Source organism: Methanospirillum stamsii (assembly GCF_003173335.1).
GTDB lineage: Archaea > Halobacteriota > Methanomicrobia > Methanomicrobiales > Methanospirillaceae > Methanospirillum > Methanospirillum stamsii.
Genome location: NZ_QGMZ01000024.1, coordinates 46,859 through 59,522 on the forward strand (window position 1 = coordinate 46,859; position 12,664 = coordinate 59,522).

15 protein-coding genes, 2 tRNA genes and 3 rRNA genes are annotated in these 12,664 nt (G+C 43.8%); 13 read left to right on the top strand and 7 right to left on the bottom strand.

The annotated features are described in order from the left end of the window. Positions 1-3 precede the first annotated feature (3 nt). Genes DLD82_RS11785 through DLD82_RS11820 form a run of 8 tightly spaced genes read left to right on the top strand, consistent with a single transcriptional unit; the run spans position 4 to position 7,287 of the window. Positions 4-984, top strand: a complete 981-nt coding sequence (locus DLD82_RS11785) for a biotin--[acetyl-CoA-carboxylase] ligase (protein WP_109941326.1) — start codon at positions 4-6, stop codon at positions 982-984. 2 nt (positions 985-986) lie between these two features. Next, positions 987-1,523: a biotin transporter BioY gene (locus DLD82_RS11790; protein ID WP_109941327.1), complete on the top strand. Its 537-nt coding sequence runs from the start codon at positions 987-989 to the stop codon at positions 1,521-1,523. Continuing rightward, positions 1,520-2,230, top strand: a complete 711-nt coding sequence (locus DLD82_RS11795; protein ID WP_109941328.1) for an ABC transporter ATP-binding protein — start codon at positions 1,520-1,522, stop codon at positions 2,228-2,230. The genes DLD82_RS11790 and DLD82_RS11795 overlap by 4 nt, the downstream gene beginning before the upstream one ends. Beyond that, complete coding sequence (locus DLD82_RS11800) at positions 2,217-2,927, top strand: ATP-binding cassette domain-containing protein (protein WP_181391406.1); 711 nt, start codon at positions 2,217-2,219, stop codon at positions 2,925-2,927. Before DLD82_RS11795 ends, DLD82_RS11800 begins: the two co-directional genes overlap by 14 nt. Beyond that, positions 2,909-3,571, top strand: coding sequence for a hypothetical protein (locus DLD82_RS11805; protein ID WP_146199782.1), 663 nt, complete (start codon positions 2,909-2,911; stop codon positions 3,569-3,571). Before DLD82_RS11800 ends, DLD82_RS11805 begins: the two co-directional genes overlap by 19 nt. 31 nt (positions 3,572-3,602) lie before the next feature. After that, the gene (locus tag DLD82_RS11810) at positions 3,603-5,336 is read left to right on the top strand and encodes a pyruvate/oxaloacetate carboxyltransferase (protein WP_109941341.1); all 1,734 of its coding nucleotides are present in this window, start codon (positions 3,603-3,605) and stop codon (positions 5,334-5,336) included. Next, on the top strand, positions 5,333-6,811 hold the full coding sequence (locus tag DLD82_RS11815; RefSeq protein ID WP_109941331.1) for an acetyl-CoA carboxylase biotin carboxylase subunit: 1,479 nt from the start codon (positions 5,333-5,335) through the stop codon (positions 6,809-6,811). Before DLD82_RS11810 ends, DLD82_RS11815 begins: the two co-directional genes overlap by 4 nt. Then, positions 6,811-7,287, top strand: coding sequence for a pyridoxamine 5'-phosphate oxidase family protein (locus tag DLD82_RS11820; RefSeq protein WP_109941332.1), 477 nt, complete (start codon positions 6,811-6,813; stop codon positions 7,285-7,287). The genes DLD82_RS11815 and DLD82_RS11820 overlap by 1 nt, the downstream gene beginning before the upstream one ends. Before the next feature lie 43 nt (positions 7,288-7,330). Here the strand turns inward: DLD82_RS11820 and cutA are convergent, their stop codons facing one another. Then, positions 7,331-7,669, bottom strand: coding sequence for a divalent-cation tolerance protein CutA (gene cutA, locus DLD82_RS11825; RefSeq protein ID WP_109941342.1), 339 nt, complete (start codon positions 7,667-7,669; stop codon positions 7,331-7,333). A gap of 97 nt (positions 7,670-7,766) precedes the next feature. Between cutA and DLD82_RS11830 the strand changes: the two genes are divergently transcribed. Then, a tRNA-Met gene (locus DLD82_RS11830) sits at positions 7,767-7,856 on the top strand. Positions 7,857-7,959: 103 nt separating this feature from the next. Then, the gene (locus tag DLD82_RS18665; RefSeq protein ID WP_181391407.1) at positions 7,960-8,130 is read left to right on the top strand and encodes a hypothetical protein; all 171 of its coding nucleotides are present in this window, start codon (positions 7,960-7,962) and stop codon (positions 8,128-8,130) included. A 116-nt stretch (positions 8,131-8,246) separates the two neighbouring features. Here DLD82_RS18665 and DLD82_RS11835 read toward each other — a convergent pair whose 3' ends face one another. Then, complete coding sequence (locus DLD82_RS11835) at positions 8,247-8,468, bottom strand: hypothetical protein (protein ID WP_109941333.1); 222 nt, start codon at positions 8,466-8,468, stop codon at positions 8,247-8,249. Further along, the gene (locus DLD82_RS11840; protein WP_181391408.1) at positions 8,461-8,829 is read right to left on the bottom strand and encodes a PIN domain-containing protein; all 369 of its coding nucleotides are present in this window, start codon (positions 8,827-8,829) and stop codon (positions 8,461-8,463) included. The genes DLD82_RS11835 and DLD82_RS11840 overlap by 8 nt, the downstream gene beginning before the upstream one ends. A gap of 214 nt (positions 8,830-9,043) precedes the next feature. Here DLD82_RS11840 and DLD82_RS11845 point away from each other — a divergent pair, with 214 nt between their 5' ends. From DLD82_RS11845 to DLD82_RS11855, 3 genes are all read left to right on the top strand, one after another. Further along, complete coding sequence (locus DLD82_RS11845; RefSeq protein ID WP_181391409.1) at positions 9,044-9,850, top strand: class I SAM-dependent methyltransferase; 807 nt, start codon at positions 9,044-9,046, stop codon at positions 9,848-9,850. Between the two features lie 128 nt (positions 9,851-9,978). Continuing rightward, positions 9,979-10,590, top strand: a complete 612-nt coding sequence (locus DLD82_RS11850) for a hypothetical protein (RefSeq protein WP_109941336.1) — start codon at positions 9,979-9,981, stop codon at positions 10,588-10,590. 151 nt (positions 10,591-10,741) lie between these two features. Next, positions 10,742-11,269: a hypothetical protein gene (locus DLD82_RS11855; RefSeq protein WP_109941337.1), complete on the top strand. Its 528-nt coding sequence runs from the start codon at positions 10,742-10,744 to the stop codon at positions 11,267-11,269. 781 nt (positions 11,270-12,050) lie between these two features. On the opposite strand, the gene rrf (DLD82_RS11865) is transcribed toward DLD82_RS11855, so the two are convergent. The 4 genes from rrf (DLD82_RS11865) to DLD82_RS11880 form a co-directional block, all read right to left on the bottom strand. Next, positions 12,051-12,172 (bottom strand): 5S ribosomal RNA (gene rrf / locus DLD82_RS11865). 83 nt (positions 12,173-12,255) lie between these two features. After that, positions 12,256-12,377, bottom strand: a 5S ribosomal RNA gene (gene rrf, locus DLD82_RS11870). Positions 12,378-12,459: 82 nt separating this feature from the next. Further along, positions 12,460-12,581, bottom strand: a 5S ribosomal RNA gene (rrf, locus tag DLD82_RS11875). A 3-nt stretch (positions 12,582-12,584) separates the two neighbouring features. Then, a tRNA-Cys gene (locus DLD82_RS11880) sits at positions 12,585-12,656 on the bottom strand. Between the last annotated feature and the right edge of the window lie 8 nt (positions 12,657-12,664).

The window sequence follows — 12,664 nt, forward strand, 5'->3', positions numbered from 1 at the left end:
AACATGTATACACAGGCATTTAAAGTCCTTGAAATCCTGGAAAAAGCCGACACACCAGTAGAGACCAGTGAGATTGCAGAGGCACTATCACTCTCAAAATCTGCAGTATGGAAACATATAAACGAACTTCGTCAGTTTGGATACGACATCACAGCTTCGGATAATGAGGGATATGTTCTTCAGGACAAGAACCAGGACTATCGGCCACATATCATTTACCGACATCTGAAAACGAAATTTATCGGCAGAAAGATGAGGTTTTTCGAAAGCATTCCCTCCACGATATGGTACGGAAAAGACCTTGCAGAGCAGGGAGGAATTGAGGAGATGAACGGGATGGTCATCATCGCAGAGGAACAGACCGGAGGGATTGGCAGAATGGGCCGGGCCTGGGTATCTCCGACAGGTGGCATCTGGGTCACGATAATCCTGCAGCCTCAAATTCCAATCGACCACCTGTTCATGCTTACCCTTGCAGCTTCGGTATCAGTTGCACGGGTGCTGCGCAAAATGTATGATATTGGCGCTCTTATCAAATGGCCGAACGACATCATCATCGGAGATAAAAAGGTAGCAGGTATTCTTCTGGAACTGGGGGCTGCTGAAGAAAAAATTCAGTACTGTCTGGTCGGTATCGGTATAGATGCAAATGTGAACCTGGAAACGTTAAGTCAGTCTATCAGGGGCACCATTACATCAATCAGCCAGGAAGTAAATCAGGATGTTGATCGCGCTGTACTTCTTGCAGCAATTCTCAAGGAATTTGAGAACCGGTATGAGATGATATCCCAGGGAGAATATGATGCAGTCATCAGGGAATGGAAAAATTTCTCATCGACGATTGGAAAGAGGGTCAGGATTGTTACCCTGCGATCTCACTTCGAAGGCGAAGCAATAGATATTGATCCTAATGGAGCTCTTGTGGTTAAGAAAGATAACGGGAAGATTGAACGGGTCATCGCCGGGGATTGTACACATATTTAATCATGGCCGGAAACTATCACCGTTCCATCATCATCACCCATACCACTCTTTTCATCGCGATGACCACGGTTTTTTCCTGGATTTCAATTCCTTTTATTCCGGTCCCGATAACCCTGCAGACACTTGCAGTGCTCCTGACCGGCACCATCATGAAGCGGTACGCGATATTTCCCATGGTGCTCTACCTTATCCTTGGTGCAATCGGGCTTCCGGTATTTCATAACGGAACCGCGGGAATTGGAGTGCTACTTGGCCCTACCGGGGGATATCTGCTAGGATTTATTCCGGCAGCAGTAGCAGTGGGCCTTTGCTATGAACGATCAGCTCATTTCATCAATGTTGCTGGATTGATCATGGGAACTTTGTTCATCTATCTTTTCGGCATTTCCTGGTTAGTATACTCGGTGCCAATGAACACTCTCGCTGCAATTACCGCAGGCATGCTCCCCTTTATTCCTGGTGATATCGTTAAAGCCGCGGCTGCATTTCTTATCACCCGTCGTGTCCTTCCCTATACTGCCAGGCTTTCAGAGAAATGATCAGGATAGAATCGGTAAAGGCAGGCATTCTCTCAATCCCTTCCTGCTTGATTAGCCAGGGGATTTGTGCCATAACCGGTTCAAATGGTTCGGGAAAGACCACTTTTTTAAAACTACTCTCCGGAATCCTGACTCCGGCAGAAGGAACAGTATGTATCAATGGAAAAGAACCTTCAGACCTTAAAGTCGGTTGGGTTGGTGAATATCCTGACAGAAATATGCTTTTTACCCGGGTATTTGATGAACTGGCTTCACCACTCAGGTTTGTAAAACTCCCGTGTAAAGAGATTGAGAAAGAAGTGATACGGTGTGCAAAAGATCTTGAGATATCCCACCTGCTTTGTCGTGACATCCATGGATTGTCCGGCGGAGAACTGGTCCTGGTCGCTTTTGGAGCTGCTCTGATAGCAAAACCTGACCTGCTCATTCTCGATGAGACAGATTCGCACTTGGATGATGAATTCTGCACCCATCTTGACCTCATTATTAAAAAAACAGGTATCGGACATGTTGTCTTCTCAACTCACCGGCCTGAACGAATCGCAATCGCTGATGAAATCATCACCTTAAAGGAAGGCAGAATCCTACGCCACTCATCTCTATCAGAAAAGGGAAGTTACGCATATCGGGAATACCTGGACGACCCCTGGTTTTGGCGAAGAATTTATGCAGAAACTACATCAGGAGATTTCCGTGAGAACCCTTAAAGCAGGAATTACTCTCTTACAGGTGTCACTGAAAAAGGGATCATTCAGGTTATCTGCAGATGGCGAGTTTTTTTCCGGTGTTCACCTTCTCACCGGACGGGTTGGATCAGGGAAAACTTCTCTGGGTGAACTGCTTACGGGAATTATCACACCGGATTCCGGGTCAATAATACAGGAAAATTGTCGGCGTGTGATGTTGCTTCAGGATACCAGTTATCATGTCAGTACCATAACGGTAAGAGAAGAGGCAGCCAGCTGGCATGGTGATGAGAAGAGAATAATTGCCCTTTCTGGTCTTTTTGGAAAAGAAGAGACAGATATTTTTGCATTATCCAGAGGGGAGTTAAAAAGACTGGAACTTGCCGCTATTCTGACCGGAAGATATGACTTAATCGTCCTGGATGAGCCATACGCCGGTCTTGACAAGGATGCACGAAAATGGGTAAACCGGATCATAGCAGGCTGCAATAACAAGGTAATCATTCTTATCAGTCATGATATCACCTCTCTCCCTCCAGTCGATTTCCTATGGGAAATGGATAACGGAACACTTACCTGTATCGGAAAAGTTCCGGAATGTCTCATTGGCTGGAGCCGGGCCCCTCCACTCATCAGATTCCTGCTAAATAATGGGAGTTATCCTAAAGGCCTGGCACGATTGGATCTTGAGGAGGCAGTATGCAGGATCCACGCATAAGATTGCTTGGAACCGCATTACTCTCATGTGCTGCGTGGATATCTCTTTCCGGCGCAGTTCTTTCAATACTCTGGTGGGGGATATGGGGAAGAAATACCTCCATCAAATCGGTCAGGACTTTTATTATTCTCCTCATCATCCCCGCGGTGATGAGTATTGCAGCTACATGGTCAGGGGGAGACGGACTCTCTTACTTTATCCGGATTACCGCAATACTCCTCATTGCCTCATGGATGTTTGCTGAACGGTATCCGGGAGAACTGCTTGATGTCGGGGTATATTTCGGCGGAATGAAATTTGGGTTTGATCTTGGACTCATCGGCGAACTGAGTATGTCAGCTCTTGAAGTCATGGCAAAAGAGACTGACCGTGTCTCCATTGCTATTCGCCAGAAAGGAAATCATATCTCACCAAGGATTATTCCTGCTGTTTTCTCAGGGGTAGTAATCAGAGAACTCCAGCTGGCACAGGAGCGGGCCATACTCTTAACGCTTCGTGGATACACCAGCGGAGGAACACACTGCCCTACCTTTGTCTCACCGAAGGAAGACCGGATCGCCGGGGCATTTTCCTGCGCCATTTTTCTTTTTTCCCTGATTGCAGGAGACTTTTTTATTATATCCGGTTCAACCTTTATTGTTTGAACCGCACCCTGGCGGTATTAAAGGTGTCCAAATGAGTTCTGACCGACAAAAACGGCTTTGTATAACAGATACAACACTTCGGGATGCGCACCAGTCACTCATCGCAACGAGAATGCGGACTGAGGATATGCTCCCACTTACTCGCGCAATAGATAAGGCCGGTTTCTTCTCGGTTGAAGCATGGGGAGGAGCAACATTTGATAGTTGCATCCGGTTTTTAAATGAAGATCCGTGGCACCGTCTCCGGACGCTCAAGGAAGAACTCCGGCACACTCCAATCCAGATGCTCCTGCGTGGCCAGAACCTTGTAGGGTACCGGCATTATTCAGATGATGTAGTGGACAAGTTCGTTTTCCTCTCACACAAAAACGGGGTTGACATCTTCCGGGTCTTTGATGCACTCAACGATATCAGAAATATGGAGCGCCCGATGGCCAGAGTGAAGGATACCGGTGCACATCTCCAGGGAACGATATCATATACCACAAGTCCGGTTCACTCGGTCAGTGGTTTTGTTGATCTTGCACGCGAACTGTATTCACGTGATTGTGATTCCATCTGCATCAAGGATATGGCAGGCCTCATTATGCCGGCAGTGGCTCATGAACTGATCACCGGAATTAAGGATGAAATGGACATTCTGGTTGATCTGCACAGCCATTGCACGAGCGGGATTGCACCCATGGCATACGAGGCAGCAATAGAAGCGGGAATAGACATTCTGGATACCGCCATGTCTCCGTTTGCCCTTGGTACCAGTCAGCCCCCAACAGAGAGCGTTGTTGCATCAGTAAAAGGAACCGCCAGGGATACCGGAATCGACCTTCTGAAACTACGGGAGGTTCGGAATGAATGCCTGAAAATCCGCAATAAATACGAGGGTCTTTTCACTCCGGTTGCAGAGCGGGTTGACAGTGATGTCCTTATCTATCAGCTCCCGGGAGGCATGATCACAAACCTGGTCTCTCAACTCCAGGATCAGGATGCTCTTGATAAACTGGAGGCAGTATTTGATGAAATTCCACGGGTAAGAGAAGATCTCGGATATCCCCCTCTCGTGACACCTACCTCACAGATTGTCGGAACACAGGCTGTTTTCAATGTTCTGACCGGAGGACGGTATAAAACCATCTCAAATGAAGTTAAGGATTATGTAAAGGGATTATATGGGAAATCTCCAGGATCCATCACGACTGAAATACAAAAACTCATCATTGGAAATGAAGAGGTAATCACTGTCAGACCTGCAGACCTCCTCCCTCCCATGTATGAAAAGATGAAAGAAGAAGCAACCGCAGCCGGACTTATTTCTAAAGAAGAGGATGTCCTGACCTATATTCTCTATCCGGCTATTGCTCCCTCATTTCTGAAAGGAGAGAGAACTGCAGAGCCAATTCCAGTAGCTGCCCGAAAGAAAGAAAACAGCCTTTCTCTCCCTTCTTCCATGCAGGTAGAGGTAGATGGAGAATCATTCACAGTCAGGATTCTTGCAATTGGCGATCAGCCAGTTGAGGGAAAAACTAAGACTCAAGAAACACCTAAAACGGACATTCCAGGCGGAGTGAAGAGCAATATGCAGGGAATGGTCCTCAAGATACTGGTAGGGCGGGGTGACCGGGTTAAAGCCGGAGAACCACTTGTTGTCCTTGAAGCAATGAAGATGGAAAATCCCATCACCAGTCCCCGGGATGGTGTGGTAAAGGACATCTTTGTTGATGCCGGAGACACCGTGCTTGCAGGGGACGTGCTCCTGGTGGTTGAATGAAATATTTTGAAAAGATCCTGATTGCTAACCGGGGAGAGATTGCAATCCGTGTAATGCGGGCATGCAGAGAGCTGGGAATTGATACCGTTGCCATCTATTCAGAGGCAGACAAAGACTCTCTCTTTGTCCATTATGCTGATGAAGCCTTTCCTGTAGGTCCTGCGCCACCATCCAAGTCATACCTGAATAAAGAACGAATTGTTTCCGTTGCAAAAAAAGCAGGTGCCGAAGCAATACATCCAGGATATGGATTTTTAGCAGAGAACGCTGAGTTTGCAAAACTTTGTTCAGAAGAAGGTGTTACCTTCATTGGTCCGAAATCCCGGACGATCGCTGCAATGGGATCTAAGATCCAGTCAAAGCAGACTATGAAAAATGCCGGTGTACCGGTCCTCCCCGGAACCGAAGGGGGAATTGATGACATGGAAGCAGCTGCAAAAATTGCAGACCAGATTGGGTACCCGGTAATAGTCAAGGCAAGTGCAGGCGGCGGGGGTATCGGCATGCAGATCGTCAATTGTCCTTCTGAAATTGAATCTGCTGTCGAAGGAGCCATGAGAATTGCAGAGTCTGCATTTGGAGACAGGACAGTTTTTATTGAAAAATATCTGCAAAAACCCCGCCATGTAGAAGTCCAGATCTTTTGTGATGAGCATAAAAACCGGCTTCATATGTATGAACGTGAATGTTCAATACAGCGCAGGCATCAGAAACTTATCGAAGAAGCACCCTGTCCGGTCATGACACCTGAACTCAGGGAAAAGATGACTGATTCCGCGCTCAGGGTAGCTGAAGCGGTTGACTATGTGAATGCGGGAACGGTTGAGTTCCTCTACGACAGCGGTAACTACTATTTCATGGAGATGAATACACGACTCCAGGTTGAACATACCGTTACAGAACTGGTCACCGGAATCGATATTGTAAAAGAGCAGATAATCACAGCATCGGGTGATCCTCTTGAATACGGACAGGAAGACATCACACTCAGGGGACATGCTATTGAATGCCGTATAAATGCAGAGGATCCTCTGAATAATTTCGCCGCTGATCCGGGAAAAATCACCAGGTACAGATCACCAGGTGGTCCGGGTATCAGACTGGACTCAGGCATTCATGCAGGGTATACTATTCCTCCCTTCTATGATTCCATGATAGCAAAACTCTGTGCATGGGGTATGAGCAGAGAATATGCAATCTCACGAATGCGGCGGGCAATCTATGAATATGTTATTCTCGGGGTCAAGACAACACTGCCGCTGCATCATGCAGTCATTCATAATCCGGAGTTCATAGCAGGAAATACACACACACATTTCCTTCAGGAAGAGCATATCAGCAAGACCCTCAAGCGGTACATCCAAGAAGAGGAGACAAGGATGACACAGCTTGCGACTCCTTTGAAAAGCGATAAAAAAGTCGCTGCAATTGCAGCGGGTCTTGTTGCAGTAATTGAAAAGAACCGGCAGAACTGATGCGTAGAAGAGACAAGGAACTATCAGATCCCGGAGAGATAAAGAATATCCTTGCATCATCTCTTTTTTGCCATGTGGGGTTAAGTGATGGGGATTTCCCCTATTGTGTGCCAATGTGTTTTGCGTATCATAAAGAGAAAGTTTACCTTCATGGTGCAGGTCAAGGAAAAAAGATTGAGATCCTGAATAATAATCCGCGTGTCTGTATCATAGTTGAGCAGGAATGCAGCTTAATCAAATCATCCACATCCTGTGAATATGGAATGGCATATGAAAGCGTCATGATTCAGGGAACTGCCAGATTTTTATCAGGAGCAGAAAAAAGCCGCGGGCTGGAGATCATCTCAACCAAATATGTCGGCGCGCCAGGAGGACCATATCCTGATAACCAGATATCCGGCATCGCGGTTATCGAAGTTACTGTTGAATCATGTTCAGGGCGACGTTCCGGAATGGCGGCTTCTGGACTAAGGTAATATCCTCGAACCATATTTTGAGATTTCCACGAAATGAGAAATATTAAGAATGCCTTTTTTGGACTTCTCTCATAACCCATGAAATATAGTCATCATATCCATGAACAACCGGCAGGCACAAGACTTCCGGTGTTTCGTAGGGATGAATCGAAACAAGATATGAGGTTAATTCATGTATCAGATCTCTGCATGTTTTAATGATTAGGAGATCTTCAGGTTCATCACAAATCGATCCTTCCCATCTGTATATAGACCGTATCGGGAAGATATTTACACAGGCAGCAAGTGCCTTTTCAATCAGTTTTGCAGCAATAGAGTGTGCTTCTCCGGGGGGAGCGGTGCAAAAAACAATGATAATCTTGGAAATATCTTCATTATTCATGAAAAAAGTAATTGTCTCTTTCATAATATGAGGATTCTATCGTTCAGGTGATCGTCAGTTTTATCAATTCTGACGACATTCTTATAATGCACTTTGTGCTGTTGTGGCCTAGCTGGTTAGGGCGCCAGACTCATAAGTAAAAAACTGAGATATCTGGAGGTCGCGGGTTCGGATCCCGTCAACAGCATCGAACTATTTGTTTGGAGTTTCACACGTTTTTTTAGAAGCAGTTTATATCTTCAGCTACTCCCGTGAATCCTTTCACTTTTTAAAATAATCGAGGTGCAGATATGCTCGATAATTCGAGTGGGTTCGAGGGGATTTACTTCACACTGAACCCGGCGAATCCGGCACTTCTCTCCCGAAAGGCAAACGTAAAAAATGCCCGGAATATCTTCTGTGTAATGCGGGCTCATGAAAACGGGGAGATAGAAATCCAGGAACCGTGGAACACCCGATAACGGGAGTATCATTCTATTATCCAATAGGGATATGTCGCGATGCGGCCGGGCAAAAAGGTGAGGAGATCCTTATCTCCTCATTTGAATCGGTCTGATACTGAATACCTCGGAGAGAATCAGACCTTCTTCGGTGACTCTTTTCTCTTTTCTTTCCAGTCTAAAAAGTTAGAAAGAAAAACATCCGGATCCTTTTCGAGCCATTGGGATCGCTCCTTAGTATAATCTCCATGGCCCTTGTCGTATAATTGCAAAAATTTCACCGCATCAACTGGCCCTAACTCACGAAATAGTATTTCAAGACCTTTTTGATGGATCTGTGCAAGAGTATCTTCAGACATGGTCACCTCCGGTCAGCCAGGAGACAGGATTATCACATACTATTGTGTTATTGGAACATCTTTTAATTAATCCAAGCAAAATATCATCCGTTGTGAGGAATACCGCATTCGCCTTTTGGGCAAGAGCAATATGCATCGCATCTGCCGGTGAGCATCCATAGGAAACATACGTGGAATATTGGGAGACAGTATCATCATCAACCTCAATATACTCGTGGTTTCTTGGGATGTTCTGATAAACCTTCAGATATTTCATTCGATCCTGCATCTGTGATAATTCATATTCAATCAGGTCGCTTAACACCAGTGTCCAGGTGATCCCGCAATTTCGTAATATCTCCAGGACCGCCTGACTCTCCATAAAAATCCTCGGTTGGGTCTGATCATCAAATGGACGGCACAAGCAACAGACATCCAGGTAGACCCTCACGGAATTCATGATGGTTATTTTGGTGATACTCGGTTATGGATGATTCGTAATGACGTATTCCTAAAAGGTCACATATTCTTCATTGCGAACCAATGTTTTATCGCTCGAAAATTTTACAAAAATTTGTGAATTTGAAAAAATGGGTTTGAAAAAAGATCTGGCCGGCGTTATTCCACAGGACCTTCTCAGTTATCTTCCGGACGGATATGAAATAATAGGAAATATTGCAATAATATCAGTACCTGCTTCACTTGAAGCATACTTCAAAGACATAACCAAAGCACTTCTCTCAAGAAGACCATCACTGGTTACCATTCTTAATAAAATATCCACAATTCAGGGTAAAGAACGGATCGCCCATTACGATCCAATATTTGGGAAAGAAACAATTACAGAAGTAAGAGAATTCGGTTTCAGGTACCAACTGAATGTTCGGGAAGTATATTTTTCAACGAAAATGGCATCAGAGCGAAGACGAATACACGAACTCATTAATAAAAGAGATACCGTGTTTGTTCCTTTTGCCGGTGTCGGCCCATATGCAATCCCTGCCGCAACACGTGGCGCTGAGGTATATGCCATCGAAATCAGCCATCATGCTTGTGCGTGGATGGCCAGGAATGCAATAGTTAACGGCGCCTCATCAAACCTGCATATTATCCGGGGTGATGCATTGCAGGCTGCATATTACCTGAATAAAGATTTTTCAAGGATCATTATCCCTACTCCCTACGGAGTTCTGAAAAGCCCGGATTTTTTTTTGGACAGACTAATCCAGGGAGGTACAGCTCATTGGATAACATTCTGCAATAAAGCTCAGATAAATGAATATATCGAAGAACTGTCAGGTGACATATATGAAGTAACATATTGTCACAAATCCGGAAACATTGCTCCATCAGTGTTCCGTTGGATTCTTGACATAAAAAAGAAAAAAACCGATAGACAATAGAACCAATTACAAATAGAGCAAGGAATTTTTTATAATTATTTATTAATATTTTTTTATAAATAAAAATAAATATTCTTGGGTGGGCTATCATTAAATATCTCCCGGTCAAACGAATCATGAGGTATTATATGGCAAACCTTCGTTTTGATATACTTGTGGTAATTATTGCAATCGTATCTGTTTCTTTTATTTGCTTTGCATATGCGGATGATGAAATTTATCCTGGCGGTATGGTAATCACCAAGTTCAACAGTTCTATGATCGGAACGATGCAGAACTCAAAAGCATTCAACAGTTCGGAAATTGGGACTATGCAGGGCTCAAAGTCATTTAACAGCTCTGAAATCGGAACGATGCAGAACTCAAAAGCATTCAACAGTTCGGAAATTGGAACTATGCAAAATTCAAAGTCTTTTAACAGCTCTGAAATCGGCACAATGCAGAACTCAAAAGCATTCAACAGTTCGGAAATTGGGACTATGCAAAATTCAAAGTCTTTTAACAGCTCCGAAATAGGCACAATGCAGAACTCAAAAGCATTCAACAGTTCGGAAATTGGAACTATGCAAAATTCAAAGTCTTTTAACAGCTCTGAAATCGGCACAATGCAGAACTCAAAAGCATTCAATAGTTCGGAAATTGGAACCATGCAAAAAGCAAAATCATTTAACAGTTCTATGATAGGAACAATGCAGAATTCCGTATCTACGATACCACTTCCATCAGGTGTCAAGGTCTAAAATTCACAAGAATAAGCCTTACATATATTATCATATTTCTTTTCTTTTTCTAATACACAGTATAATTTTCAGTTGACTTAAATAAAATAACTGAAATCTGAAAGATTATCCTTAAATAATTCTCTGACATACGAATTCTGAGGATATAATTATGGTAACCCTCCGTTCTGGTATACTGGTAATGATAACAGGTGTATTAATTGCTTCTTTGTTCTGTTTTGTATGTGCAGATGATGATGTGATTTATCCTGGGGGTATGGTAATGCCTTCATTTAATACTTCAATGATTGGAACTATGCATGGAGCTGAAGCGTTTAATACCTCAATGATTGGAACTATGAAACCAAAATCATTCAACAGTTCTGAAATTCCATCTATGCATCCGGCTGAAGCATTCAACAGTTCAATGATAGGAACTATGCAAAAGGCAAAATCATTTAACAGCTCTGAAATCGCTACAATGCAACCAGCTGAAGCATTCAATAGTTCAATGATAGGAACTATGCAAAAGGCAAAATCATTTAATAGCTCTGAAATCGCTACAATGCAACCAGCTGAAGCATTCAACAGTTCAATGATAGGAACTATGCAAAAGGCAAAATCATTTAACAGCTCTGAAATCGCTACGATGCAGAAAACTAACTCCTCAATTCCGCTTCCTAAAGGAATATCGGTCTGATTACCATTCTATTAAACCGATTTCAAACCCCTTTTTTTACCAATTGTTATTAACAAATTCAGAGATACAATTGTACATTGTTTGAATAGATCCTTGCATTCTGATAATTCAATCTTCCCGATTGCGTTATGATATCTCATATACTGGAAAATCTGTGGTAATCAGAATTTAACCAGGAGGAAAAATTTTATGTCACAAGATCTGAACCTACAAAAAATCTTATCACAAGTCTCTTGAGAGACTATTCTCGGTTGAATAAAACTAGCCAGATAATAGTGGTAGATATTATAGAATACAGACTGAAGGATGATATAAACCGTGCAAAAAATATTTCGATTTAGATTGAAAAGATAAAGTACGTACAAGAACTATTTTTAAAAATATCTTGTAGTTGCATATTCCGGAAAAATTGAACACTCTTTCCAGGATTATTGATGAGGTCAATCATCCTTATGAATCATTGGACCGATGAACCGAATCTCCGCGAAGGGGGGATACTTGCCTATCACTGTCAGGGGGTTGGGTCCAAGGGAGGGGGGCAAAGTCCCCCCACCCTTGATGTTTTTCTTCGGAATCCTTTAAGAAACTCAAATGTAAGAAGTGTTCAATATCACCGGAAGGGGTGTTCAACTTGAGCGGAACCAGTGTTCAATTTGAACGGACTCACTGCTCAGATCAGGTCGGAATATACAATAGTCAGAAAAAACGACAACAACCTGAAATTATCTTTAAAAGATCCACTTGTAAAAGTCTAACAGAATACTATCAATCATTTTCCAAACAATAGCAGCGAGAATGATTTTCCGAGGACTCGCGTACCTCAGTACCGTCATTCACGTGAGGTGTCTTAACTTCCGTGTTCGGAATGGGAACGGGTGTGACACACCTGCTCTGGCCGCTATTGAGAACTGAACTCCGGTCTGACCCGGATTTGAAGCCGTATGTTTCTTTCAATTAACAATAACAAGAATTTTTTTAAATTTAAACAATAGCAGCGAGAATGATTTTCCGAGGACTCGCGTACCTCAGTACCGTCATTCACGTGAGGTGTCTTAACTTCCGTGTTCGGAATGGGAACGGGTGTGACACACCTGCTCTGGCCGCTATTGAGAACTGAACTCCGGTCTGACCCGGATTTGAAGCCGTATGCTTCTTTCAATTAACAATAACAAGAATTTTTTAGATTTAAACAATAGCAGCGAGGATGATTTTCCGAGGACTCGCGTACCTCAGTACCGTCATTCACGTGAGGTGTCTTAACTTCCGTGTTCGGAATGGGAACGGGTGTGACACACCTGCTGTGGCCGCTATTGAGAGCCAAGATCCGGATTTGAACCGGAGTGTAGTTGATCTGCAGTCAACCGCGTGGCCGCTCCGCCATCTTGGCCTGGCTTG